Source organism: Pseudomonas sp. IPO3747 (genome assembly GCF_013385245.1).
GTDB lineage: Bacteria > Pseudomonadota > Gammaproteobacteria > Pseudomonadales > Pseudomonadaceae > Aquipseudomonas > Aquipseudomonas edaphica.
In genome coordinates this window covers 25,202-45,123 of record NZ_JACAQL010000014.1, presented here as the reverse complement: position 1 = coordinate 45,123, position 19,922 = coordinate 25,202, and the positions used below count along the sequence as shown (strand labels likewise).

Below are 19,922 nucleotides of genomic sequence, written 5' to 3'. Positions count from 1 at the left end.
CTATAAGGTAAAGTCGACGCCTCCTCGAAGAAACTTCAGGTAACAAAACATGCGGCTGTATTTGCGCCAATCCGTCTTGAGTCTGCTGGCGCTGGTGTTTATCGGCCTGTTGACCAGTGCCCAGGCGGACACTTCGCCGATCAAGGTCGCCCTCGATCAACGGGTGATCGACCTCACCAATACGTTGGATAACGGCACAACCGAGCGCTTGAAGGCTCAACTCGCCACCCTCGAACAACGCAAGGGCGCCCAGGTTGCCGTGCTGCTGGTGCCCACCACCGGCGGCGCAACCATCGAAGACTTTGCCAACCAACTGTTCCGTGCCTGGAAACTGGGGCGCAAGGACGTCAATGACGGCATCCTGCTGGTAGTGGCTAAAAACGACCACACCGTGCGTATCGAAGTAGGTTACGGCCTGGAAGGCACGGTCACCGACCTGCTGGCCCACCGCATCATCGAAGAACACATCACCCCGGCGTTTCGCCAGGGTGACTATGCGGGAGGGATTCAACAGGCCGTCGATGACCTGGGCGTGCTGGTAGACGGCGGCGACCTGCCCAAGCCGGTGGGGCCTGAGGTCAACCCACAGGCCATTGCGGTGCTGTTGGCGTTTATCTTGGGAGGCGTCGGCGGTGTGCTGATCGCCGCCGGCAAGCTGCCGTGGCGCCCGGCGTTAATCGCCACCGTGGCGGTTACGGTACTGTTGACGCTGTATGGGGGCGGTCGCGACTGGCCGATGTACCTGCTGGTGTTGCCGCTGACCCTGCTGATTGGCGGCGCGACTTTCGGCGCCTTATGGCTGGCGCGCACCGTGTTTTATTGCGTGATTGGGGTGCTGGCCTACGTTGCCGGGCTGCTGGTGGTCGACCATTTCGTGGCCGTCAACTTCGTCCATTGGCTGGTGTGGCCGTTTGGCTGCGCGTTGGTGCTGGCGTTGTATATGGGACTGTTTTTCGTTATCCACCAATCCTGGAAGAATAGCCCGCGCTTCTTCTTCGTGCGGGTGGCGGCGGTGGTAGCGGTGTATGTGGCAGTCGGGTTACTGCTGGGGCACGGTTATCAAGGCTGGATCATCGCCATACCCGCCGCTTCGGTGGTGGCGTTTATAGTGTTTTTGCAGAGTATTTCCGATGGCGGCTCGGGTTCGGGCGGCGGGTCTGGCTCAAGCTCAGGCAGCTCGGGTTCAAGCTCCAGTTCAAGCAGCAGTTCGTCCGGAGGCGGTGGTTCCAGTGGTGGCGGTGGGGCATCTGGTAGTTGGTAAGCGCTAGCGCGGTTTATAACCTACCCATCCTTTGAAACTGAAGCCGGCGTAGAACAGCTCCACGCCTTCGAACCCGGCTTCAACCATCAAGGCTGCATCTTGTGCGGGTGACAGTACCGGCAATTTGGCGCTGATCGCGGTAATCGCGCGCTCTGCATCCTCGGCCGGCACGCCCGAGTCCACCGCAAACGCGGCGTAACGCTTCAACCAGCGGCTTTTTTCCTGCGGTGCCTGGGGGAAACTGTGGTGCGCCACGATCAGCGGTGCTCCGGGTAGCAACCGTTGCCACAAGGCCTTGAGGGTTTGCAGGCGTTCCTCTTCTGGAATGAAGTGCAAGGTCAGCAAGCAGGTGGCGCCGTCAAAGGGACCCAATGGGGCGGTATCGATATAACCCTCGTGCAACTGCACGCGCTCATTTAAAGGGCCCAGTGTCGCCTGCGCCAACTTCAGCATCTCGGCCGACGGGTCGACGCCTGTAAAGCGCCAGCCTGGCTCGGCGTCGGCAAACCGTTTTAGCTCCAGGCCGCCCCCGGCGCCCAATACCAACACGCTGCCGGTCGCTGGAACAGTTTCACGCAGCAGCAGGATGGTCATCCGTTGCAAGCCATCGAAGCCCGGTACCAGACGCACAGGGCCTTCGGCGTAGCGGGCGACGGCATCAGGGTCGGAAAAAAAGCTCATGGCGGGCTCCTGCAGATTGGGCGAGGCGTAAACCCTACTGCGGCCCATCGGTAGAGGCAATTGCTGTTGGCTGCATTCGTGGTAAAACGTTGATCCCTGCACCCCTTGAGTACGGAGACTCAATGCCTGTTATCAACCCGCCGCCCATTACTGTTCGGGATGCCACTGCCGAGGACGCCTTATGCATCGGCGTGCTCGGTATGCAGGTGTTTCTCGATACTTACGCGACCCAAGGTATCCGCGCCTCGGTTGCCAGAGAGGCGCTGCAAGCCTTTGCGCCGCAGACCATCACCCAACTGCTGATACAACCCGGTCTCTCGCTGGTGGTGGCTGAGTCGAATGGCCACCTTGTTGGCTTTGCCCAGATCAAACTCCACGCCACTCATTCGATGATCACAGCATCAGATGCCGCCGAGTTGCAGCGCCTCTACATCCAGGAGCGATTTACCGGCCAGGGAATTGGCTATCGGTTGCTGCAGGCGGCAGAACAGCGCGCGGTGCTGGGCGGGGCGTCTTTCGTGTGGGCAACCGTGTGGGTGGGCAATGAACGCGCGCTGGGTTTTTACCCCCGACGGGGTTACGCGGTGCTGGGGTCGCCGACCTATACCTTCCAAGGGGAAACCCATGGCAATCGTTTGTTTGGCAAAACCTTGGCGCCCTGTACATAAAGGCTCAGGGCAGGGTGATGTAGTCGTTCTGTTGGATGATCGGCTGGTGCGCGCCTGGCACCAGGTGAACGTAGCGACCGTCCACCAGATCGATAGGCAGGCAGTCGTCAATATCCATCACGCCATCGGTATGGGCCTGCGACCAGTGCTGCAATAGCTGCTGCTGGCCCTTGCGCTTGGCTTCCTGTTTGTCGCGAGCCACCACCAGTAAGTAATGGTGGGCCTCGCCGAACACCTTGGCTTCATAACCACCCAGGTTGATGAAGTACAGGTGATGGGCACCGGCAGGCGGCGCCATTTGGCTGAGTTCGACTTTCCAGCCGTCTACGCCATCGACGGCCATCCAGGCGTCGATATGCATGCCCTTGGGGCTGCCGAACCAGCCGTCGCGCAATTGCGGGTAGGTGGCTTGCAGCGTGTCCGCCACTGCGAACACCACATCGTGAACTTCGATTTTGGCCCTTGGGTGCTTGCCCCCGAGCATGACAACAAACAGCATTACAGGTCCTGCCTGGTGATTGGGTAAAGGCTAACCATACTTCGATTGAACCCTTTTGTCCGGTCAGTGCCACACTGTTAATTCGCCAACTCATCAGGAGGTTGTTATGCGCACCATTGATCTGGCCGGTGTTCCCGTGCCTGTCATCGGCCAAGGCACCTGGCGCATGGGTGAAAACCCGGACCTGCGCAAAGCTGAAGTCGCCGCGTTGCAATTGGGTATCGACGAGGGCATGAGCCTGATCGACACCGCTGAAATGTACGGCGAAGGTGGCGCCGAAAAGGTGGTAGGCGAGGCCATTCGTGGCAAGCGCGACCAGGTGTTCCTGGTCAGTAAAATCTACCCTCACAATGCCAGCCACAAGGGCGTGCCGCGTGCCTGTGACGCCAGCCTTCAGCGGCTGGGCACTGATTATATCGACCTGTACCTGTTGCACTGGCGCGGCCAGTACCCGCTCGAAGAAACCGTCGAAGCGTTCGAACGTCTGCGCGAGGCAGGCAAGATCGGTCGTTGGGGTGTTTCCAACTTCGACGTCGCCGACCTGCAGGAACTTGCATCCCCCGCGTGTGCCACCAACCAGGTGCTCTACAACATCGAAGAGCGGGGTATCGAGTTCGACCTGTTGCCATGGTGGCAACAGCACCATTTGCCACTGATGGCGTACTGCCCAATCGCCCAGGGCGGTGAACTGCTGTCCAGCCCGACGCTCAAGCAAATTGCCCACCGACATGAGGCCACACCCGCACAGATCGCCCTGGCCTGGGTACTGCGTCAGGAGGGTGTGATTGCCATTCCCAAGGCGGTGAGCCCCGAGCATGTGCGGCTAAACGCAAGTGCCGCGAAACTGGTGCTGGATGAGCACGATCTGGATGCGATCGACCGCGTGTTCGGTGCACCCAAGCGCAAGCATCCACTGTCAATGGTGTAGCAAGCGTGCAGAAACGCTGCCGTCCATGGCCGGCGTTTCTGCGTCACCCAGGGTTAGCCGGCGACCGGGCTACGCCAGTCGTCCGAGCCGGAAGTACCCGCCACTTCGTGCGTCCAGATGATCTTGCGATAGGTGAAATGCACATCTTCCAAATGCGTGAAGTGCGCGTTTTCCGGTGCCTGGCAGTTGGGCATGCGTGACTGGATGTCCACGATGGTCGCACCCTCAAGCTCGATGGTGAAATAGTGCTCCTGGGTGCCGGCCGAGGAGGTGCGGAACCATTGCAGTTGGCATTTGACTTCTTCGCCACTGGTCAGCGCGCTGAACAGCAGGGGCGATGATTTATCGAAGACCTTGCTGATCATCAGCGGTTTGTGAACCCTTTGGCCGGTTGGCTGGCCGGATTGCGGGTCACGGGGAATGATCACTTGATGCGAAAAAGCCTGGACCAGGATCTGGTCTTCGTGGCCCTCCTGATAAATGTTGCCTACCGAGTCCTGGGTAAACGTGCCTGCCGTAATCAGTCCTTGTTTGACACCGGTGATCGAAAGGTATGCGGGTGTTGGCATGACGGGTTTCCTTGCCTGATGGTTGAAGTAGTGCCCAGCGGCAGTTGTGCCGGCTGGGCAAGTTCCTATAACAAGAAGCGTGCCTGAAATTAACAAGCCCAGTAAAAGCAGGGGGTTGCTTGTTGTTGAGCTTGATTTCATTAAGAAGGTGGATGTTTTAATCCGATTTAAATGAAATTGGTTGCGCAGAAGTGTGCATTAATTTGCTCGTCTAGTTTTTTCGTGTGCTTATTGGAGGAGAGGGTTAATTGAGCATGGCGTGCTGGTTTTGCTGCGCAAAATGGTGCGCACGCCAATGATTTAGGGGCTTGTAGGAAAATCCTTAAGTGCCGATTTGACACTTGCCGGATGTTATTTGTCCGGCTAGTGTTTGCGAACTTCGTGGAGAGAGTGGCGAGGTTTTTATAATCGTGTTTTTTGCGCCTGAGTGTGCTTCAGGTGTGCAGAATTTAATTGTTTTAAATGGTGTGCGGCCCAAAATGGATTATTCAGGCGCTTTGTGTGGCTATTATCTTGAACTTGCCTTGGTGCCCTGTTCGCAGGGTAACTTTGCAGGCAGCGATATGCGCTTTTCAAGTGAATATGAGGCCTTGGAGTCCGAGCTTGGCAAAGTGCAATCGATACATGTCAGCACCCAGCCGGACTGGCAGGAGGTCATGCACATCAGCGAGTGCCTGCTGCGTCAGCACACCAAGGATCTGCGGGTGGCGGCCTGGTTGACTTGGGCGCTGTACCAGCGTGAATCCTTGCCGGGGCTGGTGGCGGGCCTCGGGTTGATACGTCATTTATGCGAGCACCATTGGGCGGTTGTCTATCCGGCAAAATTACGCACCCGTGGCGCAGCACTGGGCTGGTTGGCGCTACGCCTGGAGCAGGTATTTGCACAAAGCTTTTCGCTCAAGGACCAGCAGCCATTGTTTCGCCGCATGCTTGAGCACCTGACGCACCTCGATGAGCTTTGGTCTGCGCATTTGAGTGATGAGGCACCGACGTTGTTGCCGCTGCGCAGGCAATTGACGCAGCGCTTGGAGCAGGCCGTAGAAGTGGAGCTGTCAGAAGCCGGTTCGGCGCGTGGGACTGCTCAGGTCAAGCAGGCGACGACGCGGCTGCTGATCCCCGAGTCGGCAACGGGTCACGACAAAACGGGTAACCAGACGATAGCCAGTGAAAAAGAAGCCCACAAATCACTGCGCGCCTTACAGGAACATGGCCGGCACTTGTGCAACTGGTGGCTGCGCCAGGATGCGACCGACCTGCGCGCCTTGCGGCTTAACCGGACACTGACCTGGCTGGCACTCAACACCTACCCGGACGCTGACAGTGACCGGCTCACGGTGCTTCGTGGCCCGACGCCCGACAAGCTCAAGCGCTACCGGGAGCGTTTTGCCCAAGGGCATTACGGCGACCTGTTGCTTGAACTTGAGGCCAGCCTGGCGGGTGCGTTGTTCTGGTTTGACGGCTTGCGCATGGTCTGGGAATGCCTTGACGCCTTGCAGGCCGATCTGGCTAAGACCGAACTGGAAGTCAGCTTCGCACTGTTATTGAAACGTTTGCCAGACCTGCCCGAATTCAAATTTCACGACGGTGCGCCGTTTGCCGATACCGCCACCCGGGACTGGATCACGCTTCAGGTCGCTCGACACTTGCAGCCACCTGCGCCGTCCGGCGTGGTTGTGGATGCCAACGCCGAACCCTGGGAAGCGGCCTTGCAAGAGGTCATGCCCAGGTTGCGTAAGGACGGGCTCAAGGAGGCAATACGCGAACTCAAGCAGGGCATGCACACCGCACGCAGCGAGCGCGCGCGTTTTCATTGGCGTCTGGCACTGGCGCGGTTGTGCGTATCGGCAGGCAAGCAAGCGCTGGCGAAGGTGCAGCTGGAAGACTTGGACCACGAGCTTCAGCGCGCCGGTCTGGATCGCTGGGAGCCGGAACTGGCACTGCAGGTTGCGCAGCTTTTGTATCGCTGTTGCGAGCTTTTGCCGCAAAGCCAGGCCATACGCGAGCGTAAGGAAACTACCCACCGAAGGCTCTGCCACTTCGATGTTGAAGCGGTACTTGAATAGGCTTTTGAACCCCCTCGAAAAAAGGAGATTTACCGTGGCCAAAGAAGGTTCGGTAGCACCCAAGGAACGCATCAATATCACCTTCAAGCCCGCCGTCGGGGGCGCCCAGGAAGAGGTTGAGCTACCTCTGAAGTTGCTGGTGCTGGGTGACTTCGCCCAGCGCGAAGACCCACGCAAGCTCGAAGACCGCAAGCCTATCGGTATCGACAAGAACACCTTTGATGACGTGCTGGCCAAACAGGCACTGGCGTTGACGCTAAGTGTGCCTAATCGCCTGCAGGAACTGCCCGATATCGAAGCACTGTCGATCCAGGTGCGGGTCAACTCGATGAAGGATTTTACCCCGGCGAACCTGGTCGAGCAGATCCCGGAGCTGCAAAAACTCATGGCGCTGCGTGAAGCACTGATGGCCCTCAAGGGGCCATTGGGTAACACGCCGAGCTTTCGCAAGGCGATCGAACAGGCGCTGGCGGATGACGACTCCCGCGCACGTGTATTGACCGAATTGGGGTTGAGTGACCCCACCGCCTGACATTTTCAGTAAAGGACACTGACGCCATGACCACCCAACAGCATCCGCTACCCACCCGAGTGGCTGACGAGCACAGCATTCTCGATACCATCATTGCCCAAACACTGCTGAGCGCCGATGACGAGGCCTACAGCATTGCCAAACGCGGTGTCTCGGCGTTTATCGAAGAGCTTGTCAAACCGCACAACAGCGGCGAGCCGGTCAAGAAGCGTCTGGTCGATCGAATGATCGCCGAGATCGACATGAAGCTCAGCGAGCAAATGGATGAAATTCTTCATCACCCGGATTTCCAGGCATTGGAAGCTTCGTGGAGAGGGTTGCAACTGCTCGTCGATCGCACCAATTTTCGCGAGAACATCAAGATCGAACTGCTGAACGTCTCACGACAGGACCTGCTGGACGATTTCGAAGACTCCCCGGAAACCACCCAGTCCGGGCTCTACAAGCATATCTACAGTGCCGAGTATGGTCAGTTCGGCGGCCAGCCCGTGGGCGCCATCATTGCCAACTACTTCCTTGGGCCCAGCGCGCCGGATGTGAAGCTGATGCAATACGTTTCCAGTGTTGCCTGCATGGCCCATGCACCGTTTATTGCCGCCGCAGGGCCGAGCTTTTTCGGTTTGGAAAGCTTTACCGGTCTGCCTGACATGAAGGACCTCAAGGATCATTTCGAGGGGCCGCAATTTGCCAAATGGCAAAGCTTTCGTCAGAGCGAAGACGCTCGTTACATTGGCCTGACCGTGCCGCGGTTCCTGTTGCGTACCCCTTACGATCCCCTTGAGTGCCCGGTCAAGACATTTGCCTACCAGGAAAACGTGGTCAACAGCCACGAACACTATTTGTGGGGCAATACCGCGTTTGCCTTTGCCACCCGGCTGACGGACAGTTTTGCCCGGTTTCGCTGGTGCCCGAACATTATCGGCCCGCAAAGCGGTGGGACAGTGGAAGACCTGCCCCTGCATCATTTCCAGAGCATGGGTGAAATTGAAACCAAGATCCCGACCGAAGTGCTGGTCTCTGACCGTCGCGAGTACGAACTCGCACAGGAAGGTTTTATTGCCCTGACCATGCGCAAAGGCAGTGATAACGCGGCGTTCTTTTCCGCCAGTTCAGTACAAAAACCCAAGTATTTCGGTAACAGTGCCGAGGGCAAGGAAGCGGAATTGAACTACCGCCTGGGGACACAGCTGCCCTACATGATGGTGGTCAACCGGCTGGCCCATTATCTCAAGGTGTTGCAGCGTGAGCAGTTGGGTTCATGGAAGGAGCGTACCGACCTGGAACTGGAGCTCAACAAATGGATCCGCCAATACGTTGCCGACCAGGAAAACCCCAGCGCCGAAGTGCGTGGGCGGCGCCCATTGCGGGCTGCCCGCATCGTGGTCAGTGATGTTGAGGGCGAACCTGGCTGGTACCGCGTTAACCTCAGTGTGCGACCGCACTTCAAGTACATGGGCGCGGACTTCACCCTGTCCCTCGTCGGCAAACTCGACAAAGAATGAGAAAGGGGCAGGGGATACCCGACTATCGCAGCCTTTTTGAGCGTCTCGAAGGCCTGGCACCTGCCAGGGCCGGAAGTGTAGCGTCGATTGCCGCGCACTTGGAGAACATGCTCGGCACACGTGCAGGCAGTGTCTTGACGCTGCCTGACTATGGGCTGCCCGACCTCAATGACATGCGCTTGAGCCTGCATGAGTCATTGAGTCAGTCGCGCCTGTCGATTGAGCGTTTCATCCAGGTTTACGAACCACGTCTTTCGAATGTGCGTGTCAGGGGCGTACCCGATACCGGCAACCCCTTGGTCCTGGCGTTTGTGATTGAGGCAACACTGCTCATCGACGGCGTTATGCAACCAGTGGTTTTTAACGCGCAGTTGGCCGGTGGTGGTCGGGTTGAGGTACTGCCTGATGTCCTTTAACCACTTTTACCAAAGTGAGCTCAGTGCCTTGCGCCAACTTGGGCGGCGTTTTGCTGAACGCAACCCAGCCTTGGCACCTTTTCTCGCCGACTCAGGCCAGGACCCGGATGTAGAGCGTCTATTGGAAGGCTTCGCCTTTCTGACCGGGCGCTTGCGCCAGAAGCTTGCCGACGAGCTTCCAGAGCTGACTCACTCATTGATGCATCTGCTGTGGCCCAACTATATGCGGCCACTGCCGGCGTTCAGTATCTTGCAATTTGACCCGTTGAAACATGCGTGCACCACGGTGAGCGTAGAACGGGACACGCCGGTTGAAAGCGTGCTGGTCAATGGTGAGCGCTGCCGCTTTCGTACCTGCTACGCCACCCAGGTGCTGGCGTTGCAACTGAGTCGCCTGGAGTACGTGTCCCAGGGAGCACAAACGCTCCTCAACCTGCATATGGAGATGAGCGTCGAGGGCAATTTGAGCCAGTTGGCGTTCGATCAATTGCGTTTGCACCTGGCGGGTGATCGACAGGTGAGCCAAGGCTTGTACCTGAGCTTGTTGCGTCATCTGGAAGGCATCGAATTGCGGCTCTTTGACCACGAAGGGGTTGTGATCAAGGATCGCGATGGCCAGCCGTTGTCGCTGCGGCTTGCTGCAAGCCAGGTAAAACCGGTGGGGTTCGATGAGGAGCATGCACTGATTCCCTATCCCGCCAACACCTTTTGCGGTTATCGCCATCTGCAGGAATATTTTGCGTTTACGGACAAGTATCTGTTTGTCGATGTACTGGGGCTGGATGCGTTAGAGGCGTTGCCAAATGAATTGCGCAAGCAGGCGAGATGTATAGAGCTGCGTTTCAAGTTAAACCACCCCGCGCATGCGGCGCATCGCCCCACTCTGGACAACGTAAAGCTGTATTGCACGCCGATTGCCAACCTGTTCAAGCACGACGCGGTGCCCATTCGCCTCGATGGCAAGCAGGATGAGTACCTGCTGCTGCCGGGTGGCATAGCGCGGGGCAATGCCGCGGTCTTTTCCGTGGACCAGGTGACCGGATGGCGCCCGGGTGGGCTGGGCTACCAGGCGTATGTGCCGTTCGAATCCTTCGAGCATGGCAGTGGCAATGCCACTTCGGCGCGCACGCCCAGCTACAGCATTCGTCAGCGCTCGTCGGTGCAAAGTGCCGAACTGGATACCTGGTTGAGTTTTGGCACTGGCCCAGGCAATGAGCAGGAAACCCTTTCGATTGAATTGACCTGCACCAACCACAACTTGCCACGGCTGCTGCAGGTGGGAGAGATCAATCAGCCCTGTGAACAAACCCCGGAATTCCTGACGTTTCGCAATATCTGTGCGCCGACGGCAAGCTTTGCTCCGCCTTTGGACCAGGACTTCCTCTGGAAACTGATCAGCAACATGTCGCTCAACTACCTCTCGTTGACCGATACCCGTGCCTTGAAAGTCATCCTCCAGACATACGACTTGCCGCGCTATCACGATCGACAGGCTCACAACGTCAGCCAGCGAAGACTGGATGCGTTGAAGTCCATCCGTCATCAAGCCGTTGATCGAATACATCGTGGGCTGCCGATACGCGGCCTGCAGGTCGACTTGAGTATTGACGTCAACGGCTTTGCCGGCCAGGGCGACCTGTTTGTCTTCGCCTCGGCACTCAATGAGTTTTTTGCCCTATACGCCGGCCTCAATTCGTATCACGAACTGCGGGTCACCAGCACACAAGGAGACGTGTATCTATGGCCACCCCGGATGGGTCGGCAGGCCCTGCTTTGACTGCTCTAGCACGCACAATTCGCGAGTATTCGTTATTCCAGGCGGTACTGCAGGTGATTGAGCGCCTGCGCGACAGCCATCCTTCACTGGATGACGACGCGTTATATGACCTGCTCGAGTTCCAGGCCAACCCAAGCTTGGGTTTCCCTGGGCACGACATTGACCGGGTGGTTTTTTTTGTCGAGCAAGGACAGTTACGCGCGCGCCTGCGTCTTAACGTGCTCGGCTTGTTTGGCGCCGGTTCGCCATTGCCTGGGTTTTATCAAGAGCAGGCGAGTGGCAGCGTCAGCCGTGGCTTTCTCGACGTATTTCACCACCGCCTGCAGAGGTTGATGTTGCCGATCTGGCGTAAGTATCGCTATCGAGCGAGTTTTCGCACCGACGCCAGTGATGCTTTTTCCGCGCAGATGTTTGCGCTGGTCGGGCTGGGCAGCCGCCAGATTCGAGACGCGGCGCAATTGGACTGCAAGCGGTTGTTGCCGTACCTGGGGCTACTGAGCCTGCGAGCGCATTCGGCAACCTTGATCGAAACGGTGCTGCGCCATTACTTCAAGCACAGTCGTTTGTTCATTGAACAATGGGTTGAACGCACGGTGGTCATCGCCCAACAGCAACGCAATCAACTCGGTACGGCCAATAACGTGCTTGGCGAAGACCTGCTGCTCGGGCACCGGGTTGCCGATCGCAGCGGCAAGTTCAGGGTGCATGTCGAGGGCTTGAGCTGGCAGCGCTTTCACACGTTTCTACCCGCCGGCAGCGCGTGCAAACCGTTGTGCTCGCTGGTTCGCCTGATGCTACGGGTGCCATTGGACTATGACGTGCGCCTGGTACTGGCCGAGGGTGAAGTGCGGCCATTGCATATTGGCGAGCGCAACGTATGTCGTCTCGGTTGGACCAGTTGGTTGGGGTACGAGCGTGCCGACGGTGTGGTCACTCTGGCCAGCCACTCTGATTAGGGACTGATGATTATGATGAATGTAGACCTGCAACAACTGATCCGGACCTTGACCCCGCAAACGCGCGTTGACTTGGCGCGGGCAGCTGAACGATGTGTTACGCGCGGTGGCAAGGAAGTGTTGGTTGAGGACCTGCTGCTGACACTGCTGGAACACCATGATGGTCCTTTGGCGAGGGCTCTGGCGGATGCCGAGATCGCTCCAGGCGAGCTTCAGGCCATGCTGCAGCTCAAAGGTGAACACAATGCATCGCGCAGCCCGGTGTTTGCCCCGGCACTCGTGCAGTGGTTGCAACAAGCATTAATGGTTGGCCACCTTGAACTGGGGCAGGTTGAAGTCGATGCCGGTGCTTTATTGCTGGCACTTCTGCGCCATCCACTGCAACACGCGGGCAGTGGTTATCAGCAATTGCTGAGTCGTTTGGACGCGCAACGGGTGCTCGATTTTTTGTTGAGCCAGGGATCTGGAACTGGACCTTTGCGACCAGGCGAGTCGCTGCTGGAGCGCTTTACCCACGACCTGACGCATCAAGCCCGCGAAGGCCGTATCGACCCGGTCCTTTGCCGCGACGCAGAGATCCGTCAATTGATCGATATCCTTGTGCGTCGGCGCAAGAACAACCCGATCCTGGTGGGAGACGCGGGCGTGGGTAAGACCGCCATCGTCGAAGGGCTCGCTTTGCGAGTGGTTGCCTCACAGGTGCCCGAGCCACTCAAGGGAGTACGCATACTGACCTTGGATATGGGCTTGTTGCAGGCCGGCGCCAGCATCAAGGGCGAGTTCGAACGGCGGCTCAAAGGTGTGATCGACGAGGTCAACGCCTCACCACAGGCCGTGATCCTGTTTATTGATGAGGCACATACCCTGGTGGGTGCCGGCGGGCAGGTGGGTGGAGGCGATGCCGCCAATTTGCTCAAGCCCGCCCTGGCGCGCGGTCAATTGCGCACAATCGCAGCCACGACCTGGTCCGAGTACAAAAAATACATCGAAAAAGACCCAGCGCTGGCACGGCGCTTCCAGCCGGTGAAGGTTGGCGAGCCGAGTGTGGCGGCGGCAGTTTCCATTTTGCGCGGGTTGGTGCCGGTGTATGAAGCCAGCCATGGCGTCTATGTACGCGACGATGCGGTGGTGGCGGCAGCGCAACTGAGCGCTCGTTACCTGGCGGGGCGCCAGTTGCCGGACAAGGCCGTCGATGTACTGGATACAGCCTGTGCGCAAGTGCGCATTAGCCTGACGGCGGCGCCTGAGGTGTTGCAGCAGCTGTGCGCTGAATTGGCCGAGGGCACACAGCAGCGCGTGGCGCTTGAGCGCGATGTTCAAGCAGGCTTGTCAGTTGACCAGCCAGCGTTGCAAACACTGGTCCGGCGTCTGGACGCCCTCGAGCTTGAGCGCCAGCAAGCCGAGCAGGGCTGGATGCAGCGTGAACAGCAGCAAGCCAGTCACGAGGTCTGCCCACGGGTGGTCGCTCAGGTCATCAGCGGCTGGACCGGTATTCCGGTCGAGCAACTGGCGTTGGAGCACAGTGAGCGCATCCCGGGTTTTGCCGATGCCCTGCGCGAGCGAATTATTGGGCAGGAACCGGCGGTGCAGGCGCTTGATCGCAACCTGCGAGCGGTGGCTGCAGGCCTTAATAATCCTGAGGCCCCAGTAGGCGTATTTTTGCTGGCCGGCCCAAGCGGGGTCGGCAAGACCGAGACGGCGCTGGCGCTGGCGGACTTGCTGTACGGCGGCGAGCGGTTTGTGATCACGCTCAATATGTCGGAATACCAGGAGCAACACTCCCTGTCCCGATTGATCGGAGCGCCTCCCGGTTACATTGGATACGGCGAGGGCGGGGTGCTGACCGAGGCCGTGCGCCAGCGCCCCTATTCAGTGGTGCTGCTCGATGAAGTCGAGAAGGCCGACCCAGAGGTGCTGAACCTGTTCTACCAGGTCTTTGACAAGGGCTTGGCCAATGACGGTGAAGGTCGCGAAATCGACTTCCGTAACACGCTGATCCTGATGACGTCCAACCTGGGCAGCGATTGCATCACAGCACTGTGCGCCGATGGCCAGCGCCCTGATTCTGAGGTGCTGGAGGAAGTGATTCGCCCCGTATTGCGCGCTCACTTCAAGCCGGCTCTGCTTGCCCGGATGCGTGTCGTGCCGTATTACCCGCTCGCAGGCGAACGGTTACAGGACGTGGCAAGGCTCAAGCTTGCGCGCCTTGGCCAACGGCTGCACACGCGTGAACTGGTGTTCAGCTACAGCGCCGAACTGGTCACGCACATGGTCGAACGCTGTATGCACCAGGACAGTGGTGCGCGTTATATCGACCAGTGGATCGAGTCCCACCTGCTGCCGCAGATCGTTGATCGCCTGCTCAGTGCGATGGCCGTTGGCGAATTCCTCTCTGCCACCCACGCGACGCTGGATGGCCGCGGTGTGCCTGTGTGTGAGTTCAGCCAATGACGCACAGCACATTCAAGCCGTTGCCTGGTCCGCAGGCCTGCACCGACCAACTGCTGGGCTGGTTCACCCGCCTGGGATTTGAGCGTGAGGAATCGACGTTGGCGCAGCTTTGCGTCACGGCCGCTGCGCAGTTGAGCGAGTGTGACCTGTGCCAACTGTATGCGCGGGAGGAAACCACCGGCCAGTTGGGGCTGATCGCTCAATACTTTCCTGACGGGGAACCCTCAGGCGAGCGGGCTGCAACTGTGGAGGTTCAACACCAGCAGTTATTGCACTACGTCCTTAACCAGGGGCGGGAGCTGACCATTGATGAACTGTGCAACAGCGCCTATGACAGCGGTTTTCTCCCCGTAGCGACGTTGCCTTGGCACGCGCTGACATGCCTGCCCTTGTTCAACCGGAGCAAGGCGGTGTGCGGCGTCCTGCTTTGTGCCAGCCTGCGCCCGACGCAATTTCAGGGCTACGCCGTGTCGTTGGGCCAACTGGGTAGCTTTGCCCTCGGCCAATTAACTCTGCGCCGGCTTGCCCATCCTGGGCGCATCACTGCTGTTGCCCAGCGCTGTGCGCCCGTCACAGGCGGCTATGGCTTGATCGGCAACAGCACCGCGATGGAAGCGACCTGTCACCTCATCGGCAAGGTTGTGCAGGCGCCTTTTACCGTGCTGTTGCACGGTGAAACCGGCACTGGCAAGGAGGTGGTGGCGCGTGCGATTCACGCCGCCGGCCCGCGCAGCACGCGAGCGTTTGTCGTGCAAAACTGCGCAGCCTTCCCTGAGGGCTTGCTGGAGAGTGAGCTGTTCGGCTACCGCAAAGGCGCGTTTACCGGTGCGGAGCGTAACTATGCTGGGCTATTTGACGCGGCTGATGGCGGCACACTGCTGCTGGATGAGATTGGCGATATGCCACTCTCCCTGCAGGCAAAGCTGCTGAGAGTTCTACAAGAAGGTGAGGTGCGCCCTCTGGGCGCCAATACCGCCCACAAGGTCGACGTGCGAATCATCGCCGCCACCCATCGCGACCTGCTGGCAATGGTCAGCCAGGGGACTTTTCGCGAGGACCTCTATTACCGATTGGCACAGTTCCCTATCCAATTACCGGCCTTGCGTGAGCGTGACGGTGATGTGCTGCAGCTTGCCCGGCATTTTGCTGAAAAGGTCTGCGCGGCACTCGAAAAACCGGTGGTCAGTTGGTCCAGTGCCGCGCTTGATCAGCTCTCCGGCCACGCCTTCCCAGGCAATGTGCGTGAGCTCAAATGCCTGGTGGAACGGGCGGTGCTGCTGTGTGATGAAGGGGTGATTTTACCTGAGCACCTGTCGCTGTCGTCGGCTCCCGCGGGTACGACCGCCGAAGCGACTCTGCGTCAGCGCCTGGAGCGGGTGGAACGAGTCTTTTTGATCGATTGCCTGCACAAGAACCGTGGCAATCGAACGCGCACCGCGCGTGAACTTGGGGTCGCGCGTCGCACGCTGCTGTACCGGCTTGCGCGTTTGAACATCCCCATGGGCGCGTCTCGAGGGGAATGCTGAATGGCGTATTCACGCTGGCGTGCTCATGGGCTCTGCGATGCCCCGCTTGTTTTATCTACCTGGGAGAACCCCGATGCCTGATCGTCCATGGCGAGCCGTACTGCTTGTGTTGTGTTTGCTAAGCGGTTGCAGCGCCAATTATGTGTTTGATGACGCTGACTATCGTCCTTTGGGTGACTCCCAAGCGACCCGTCGTGGCCAATGAAAAGGAGCCTTTCATGCAATTAGTGCTTGAAGTGTGTGATGGCGGGGGCGATGAGCCGCCACCGCGCAAGGTGTTCGATGGAGTGGGCGGCGTGGTCGGTCGTGGAGCCGGTTGCGACTGGAGTATTCCTGACCCCAGTCGCTTGCTTTCCAGTCACCACGGGTTGATCGCGTACCGTGACGCGCGTTATTTCCTGACGGATATCAGCAGTAACGGTATCCGTGCGGTGAGCAGTGGCAAGTCGCTGCAAAAGGGGCAGGCGCGGTTGATCGTGGAGGGTGATGTTTTCCAGTTGGGGCCATTTGCTATCCGTGCGCGGTTGATTGAGCGCGTGGCGTCGCATTGCCAGCCATTATCCACTGCGGGCGGGGTGATACCCGATGATGCTTACCTGGGCCTGGACCCCGTTCAAGAATGGGATCGCCAGTCGATGCACGGCGCACCGCCGTGCGAGCTGGACGCCTTGAACGACGTGCAAGAGGCACCGAGTGCCTGGATGTCTGGTGACGATGTTGAGCGCGACTACCTGGCCTTACCTGCACAGGCAGACGTTTTGGTAGAGAGGGTCGAACCTGTCTTGCCTGACTCGCAGGCGCCCGAGGCCGACGAAGTGTTCTGGGCGCAGTTCGCCAAAGCGTTGGGCGTCAGTGCGCAGGCGCTCGATTGCGCTGGCCGCGAGGCGTTGGCGATTAAGGCTGCGGGTTTACTCAGGCACGCGATTGATGGGTTGCAACAGAGCCTGCGCACTCACGACGAACTGCACAACGAATTGGACCTGGACGCGAGCACCTTGATCAAACGTCCGAACGCGTTGAAAGACAGCCTGTGCATTGACTCTGCGTTGGCGTCGTTGCTGGGCACGGGCGAGTTGGCGCAACCCTGCGCCGAAGCGGCCATTACGCAGGTGTACCGGCAAATGCAAGTGCATCAGGTCGCGCTGCTCGTTGCATGCCGCACGGCGCTGCGCACCTCGTTGGCGACGTTTGCCCCTGGCCACTTGCTGGCCAGTTTTGAGCGCGATGACAAGGTGCCGAGGTTCTTTGCCGACAGGGCGCATTGGCGGGCCTACCAGCGCCACTATCAACGAGTGGTCGAAGAAAATGCATCGAATACGGACCTGTTGCGCGGCAACTTTTCCAAGGCCTATGAGGAGCAGGTACGCCTGGCCTCGGCGTTGTTTGCCACACCTTCGGGAGGATGCCCATGACCCGTGTCGCCCTACCTCTTTTGGTTGTATTGGTGCTGCTGGGTGGTTGCAGCAACCTGTCACCGTTTTCCACATTGACCAAGCTCGACTTGACGCTGGCCGCCAGTGACGAAGTGAACCCCGACCTGCATGGGCGCCCCTCGCCGGTGGTGGTGCAGCTGTTTGAACTCAAGCATCCAGTGGCATTCGAAAACGCAGATTTTTTTACCCTGTATGGGCATGCCGAGCAGGCGCTGCCCAAAGACTGGGTGAGCAGCGAGGAGCTGGAGCTGCGCCCCGGCGAGCAGGTGGCCCTCAAACTCAGGAGCGAACCGCAAAGCCGTTACGTGGGCATTATTGCGGCGTACCGCGATTTACCCCATGTGCAATGGCGCTGGGTGCTGGCGCTGGCGCCACAGCAAGTCACAAGAGCGCACCTGGTGCTTGACCAGGCGGGTATCCGTGCTGGCGACCCGCTCGCCAGCCTGGAGGAGAACTGATATGCAGGCTCATAAAGTCATCTGGCAGGAAGGGATGTTGCTGCGCCCCCAGCACCTGCAACATAACGACCGTTATTACCATCAGCAGCTTAATCGAACTCGCTTGCTGGGCAGTGATGCCTGGGGTTTCCTGAGCCTGGACATCGACCTGCAATACCTGAACCTGGGCAAGCTGGTGGTCAATCAAGCCAGTGGCGTTTTGCCGGACGGCAGTCTTTTCGAGTTGACCACCGCCATGGCGCCACTGGTGCTGGAGGTGCCGGCCAACGCGGGTAGGCAATCGGTGTACCTGGCGTTACCGATGACGACCGGCAATCAGGTTGAAACCCGCACGCAGGAGGCGCCGGAGGTGTTGGCGCGCTACATCGCCTGTGACATTGAAGTGGCGGACTCCAATGCGGGCCGGGACGCTCGTTGCCAGATCAGTTGCGCACGGCCGGATTTGCGCCTGTTGCTGGGTGAGCAGCCGGGGGATGAGGTCTACGTGAAGCTGAAGATTGCCCAGGTGCTGGAATGCTCTGCTGAAGAGGGGCTGCGTATGGAGCCTGATTTTGCCCCGACGTTTATTTATGTGCAGGGCTCGGGGTTTGTTTCGTCCTGCCTCAAAGAAGTGATCAGCCTGCTCGCCAGCCGGGGGGATGCGATTGCTGAGCGGATGGGCGGCAATGGCGCCACGGCGGGTGCGCAGATTGCGGACTTTTTGATGCTGCAACTGATCAATCGGACCGAGCCGGTGTTGCGCCATTATCTGGTGCAGGCGCAAGTGCGTTCAGAGGCGTTGTTCCGCGAGATGCTGTCGATACTGGGCGAACTGGCGACGTTTGCCAGCGACAGCAAACGTGCCACCCAGCAGGTGCGCTACCTCCACGGCGACCAGGGCGCGAGTTTTCGTGGGTTGATGGCGGGGTTGCGCACAGTGCTGTCGATGGTCTTTGAGCAGCATGCCCTGGAGCTGGTACTGCAACAGCGCCAGTATGGGGTAATGGTCTGCCCAGTGGCCGATCTCAAGCTGCTGGGCACCGCGACATTCATCCTGGCAGTCGCGGCTCAATGCGACTCGGAAGAACTGCGCCATCGTTTGCCGGCCCATCTGAAGATCGGTCCCGTAGAGCGCATCCGCGAACTGGTCAACCTGCACCTGGCGGGCATCAAGGTCAAACCACTGCCGGTGGCGCCCCGCCAGATCCCTTTTCATGCCGGTAAAACCTATTTCATGCTCGAACTCAGTGCCCGGGATATCGCGCAGTTGGAGCAATCGGGTGGTTTTGCGTTCCATGTCGGCGGCGAGTTCAGCGAGTTGGAACTGACCTTCTGGGCTATCAGGAATTGAACAGCATGAACATGGACAGTGATTACCCGCTGGATGAAAAAACCGTGTTGCTGGATCGTAACGGCCACGGCCCGGTACAGCGCCCGGTGACGGACTTTCCCTCGCCACCGCGTTTTGAACAGTTGGAAGACCGCATGGTCTACGCCGCCGCTGTGCAGGGCGCTCAACGTTTCAACGTGGGCCTTAACCCGCTGGTGACAGCGGCCTGGGAACTGATGTGCGAGGTGCTTGAACTTAAACTCAGCAGCGGTCGGGAAAACCTGCAGACGCTCAATGAGCGACTGGCCGCAAGCCTCACACGCTTCGAGGTCCGCGCCCAGCATGAAGGCATGGAAAGCGCTCAGGTGATTGCTGCTCGCTATGTGCTGTGCAGCGTCGTTGATGAAGCGGTAGTCACCACGGCGTGGGGAAGTCGCAGCGACTGGTCGAAGATCAGTCTGCTGAGCCGTTTTCACAACGAAACCTTTGGCGGCGAAAAGTTTTTCCAGCTGTTGGAGCGACTGTCTCGCGACCCCGTGAAGCACTTGGCCATGCTGGAACTGATGTACCTGTGCCTGTCGATGGGTTTTGAAGGCAAATACAGGGTCATGGAGCGCGGCGTGACCGAGCTTGAGGGCGTCCGTGACGCCTTGTATCGCCAGATAAGACACGTGCGTGGCGACCCGGTGTCTGTGTCCGCCTCTGTTCCCCGGCCGGAGCCGGCACGCCGCAAGCGGCTGCGCACACTCTCCGCAACCTGGTGTGTGGCGTTGGGCTTGATCGCTTTGCTGGCGATGTATTCGGCAACTGCCTGGGTACTGGAGCAGGAGCGAGCCCATGCATTGCAACCCTTTCAATCTTCGGCGCCGGAACTGACTCCGACGCCCTTGTAA

18 protein-coding genes are annotated in these 19,922 nt (G+C 59.1%); 15 read left to right on the top strand and 3 right to left on the bottom strand.

Annotation, left to right across the window (positions count from 1 at the left end; translation table 11 throughout):
* Window positions 1-49: 49 nt before the first annotated feature.
* Window positions 50-1,261 (top strand): YgcG family protein, encoded by a 1,212-nt coding sequence (locus tag HX790_RS18615; protein WP_017136838.1) that lies wholly within the window; start codon window positions 50-52, stop codon window positions 1,259-1,261.
* Between the two features lie 3 nt (window positions 1,262-1,264).
* Here the strand turns inward: HX790_RS18615 and HX790_RS18610 are convergent, their stop codons facing one another.
* Window positions 1,265-1,942 (bottom strand): bifunctional 2-polyprenyl-6-hydroxyphenol methylase/3-demethylubiquinol 3-O-methyltransferase UbiG, encoded by a 678-nt coding sequence (locus HX790_RS18610; protein WP_017136837.1) that lies wholly within the window; start codon window positions 1,940-1,942, stop codon window positions 1,265-1,267.
* Window positions 1,943-2,064: 122 nt separating this feature from the next.
* On the opposite strand from HX790_RS18610, the gene HX790_RS18605 reads away from it, so the two are divergent.
* The gene (locus HX790_RS18605) at window positions 2,065-2,610 is read left to right on the top strand and encodes a GNAT family N-acetyltransferase (RefSeq protein ID WP_017136836.1); all 546 of its coding nucleotides are present in this window, start codon (window positions 2,065-2,067) and stop codon (window positions 2,608-2,610) included.
* A 4-nt stretch (window positions 2,611-2,614) separates the two neighbouring features.
* On the opposite strand, the gene HX790_RS18600 is transcribed toward HX790_RS18605, so the two are convergent.
* Entirely contained in the window at window positions 2,615-3,109 is a 495-nt protein-coding gene (locus tag HX790_RS18600) for a DUF1543 domain-containing protein (protein WP_017136835.1), read from the bottom strand.
* Window positions 3,110-3,215: 106 nt separating this feature from the next.
* On the opposite strand from HX790_RS18600, the gene HX790_RS18595 reads away from it, so the two are divergent.
* Window positions 3,216-4,037, top strand: coding sequence for an aldo/keto reductase (locus HX790_RS18595; protein ID WP_170040061.1), 822 nt, complete (start codon window positions 3,216-3,218; stop codon window positions 4,035-4,037).
* A gap of 53 nt (window positions 4,038-4,090) precedes the next feature.
* Here HX790_RS18595 and HX790_RS18590 read toward each other — a convergent pair whose 3' ends face one another.
* Window positions 4,091-4,606, bottom strand: coding sequence for an Hcp family type VI secretion system effector (locus HX790_RS18590; protein ID WP_017136833.1), 516 nt, complete (start codon window positions 4,604-4,606; stop codon window positions 4,091-4,093).
* A gap of 479 nt (window positions 4,607-5,085) precedes the next feature.
* Here HX790_RS18590 and tssA point away from each other — a divergent pair, with 479 nt between their 5' ends.
* From tssA to icmH, 12 genes are all read left to right on the top strand, one after another.
* Window positions 5,086-6,669, top strand: a complete 1,584-nt coding sequence (gene tssA / locus HX790_RS18585; protein ID WP_176991934.1) for a type VI secretion system protein TssA — start codon at window positions 5,086-5,088, stop codon at window positions 6,667-6,669.
* A 34-nt stretch (window positions 6,670-6,703) separates the two neighbouring features.
* Window positions 6,704-7,201, top strand: a complete 498-nt coding sequence (gene tssB, locus HX790_RS18580; protein WP_017136831.1) for a type VI secretion system contractile sheath small subunit — start codon at window positions 6,704-6,706, stop codon at window positions 7,199-7,201.
* A gap of 26 nt (window positions 7,202-7,227) precedes the next feature.
* Window positions 7,228-8,703: a type VI secretion system contractile sheath large subunit gene (tssC, locus tag HX790_RS18575; RefSeq protein WP_176991900.1), complete on the top strand. Its 1,476-nt coding sequence runs from the start codon at window positions 7,228-7,230 to the stop codon at window positions 8,701-8,703.
* Window positions 8,700-9,119 (top strand): type VI secretion system baseplate subunit TssE, encoded by a 420-nt coding sequence (gene tssE / locus HX790_RS18570; RefSeq protein ID WP_189660907.1) that lies wholly within the window; start codon window positions 8,700-8,702, stop codon window positions 9,117-9,119. Before tssC ends, tssE begins: the two co-directional genes overlap by 4 nt.
* Complete coding sequence (gene tssF, locus HX790_RS18565) at window positions 9,109-10,896, top strand: type VI secretion system baseplate subunit TssF (protein ID WP_099547822.1); 1,788 nt, start codon at window positions 9,109-9,111, stop codon at window positions 10,894-10,896. Before tssE ends, tssF begins: the two co-directional genes overlap by 11 nt.
* Window positions 10,860-11,852 carry a type VI secretion system baseplate subunit TssG gene (gene tssG, locus HX790_RS18560; RefSeq protein WP_176991899.1) on the top strand — a complete coding sequence of 331 codons (993 nt, stop codon included), beginning with the start codon at window positions 10,860-10,862 and terminating at the stop codon, window positions 11,850-11,852. The genes tssF and tssG overlap by 37 nt, the downstream gene beginning before the upstream one ends.
* Window positions 11,853-11,858: 6 nt before the next feature.
* Complete coding sequence (locus tag HX790_RS18555) at window positions 11,859-14,303, top strand: AAA family ATPase (RefSeq protein WP_256349352.1); 2,445 nt, start codon at window positions 11,859-11,861, stop codon at window positions 14,301-14,303.
* Complete coding sequence (locus HX790_RS18550) at window positions 14,300-15,829, top strand: sigma-54-dependent Fis family transcriptional regulator (protein WP_176991897.1); 1,530 nt, start codon at window positions 14,300-14,302, stop codon at window positions 15,827-15,829. Before HX790_RS18555 ends, HX790_RS18550 begins: the two co-directional genes overlap by 4 nt.
* A gap of 218 nt (window positions 15,830-16,047) precedes the next feature.
* Window positions 16,048-17,241: a type VI secretion system-associated FHA domain protein TagH gene (gene tagH / locus HX790_RS18545; protein WP_176991896.1), complete on the top strand. Its 1,194-nt coding sequence runs from the start codon at window positions 16,048-16,050 to the stop codon at window positions 17,239-17,241.
* The gene (tssJ, locus tag HX790_RS18540) at window positions 17,238-17,720 is read left to right on the top strand and encodes a type VI secretion system lipoprotein TssJ (RefSeq protein ID WP_017136823.1); all 483 of its coding nucleotides are present in this window, start codon (window positions 17,238-17,240) and stop codon (window positions 17,718-17,720) included. The genes tagH and tssJ overlap by 4 nt, the downstream gene beginning before the upstream one ends.
* Window position 17,721: 1 nt before the next feature.
* Entirely contained in the window at window positions 17,722-19,050 is a 1,329-nt protein-coding gene (gene tssK / locus HX790_RS18535) for a type VI secretion system baseplate subunit TssK (RefSeq protein ID WP_169987794.1), read from the top strand.
* A 5-nt stretch (window positions 19,051-19,055) separates the two neighbouring features.
* A complete protein-coding gene (icmH, locus tag HX790_RS18530; RefSeq protein ID WP_138450039.1) occupies window positions 19,056-19,922 on the top strand; it encodes a type IVB secretion system protein IcmH/DotU in 867 nt (288 codons plus the stop codon).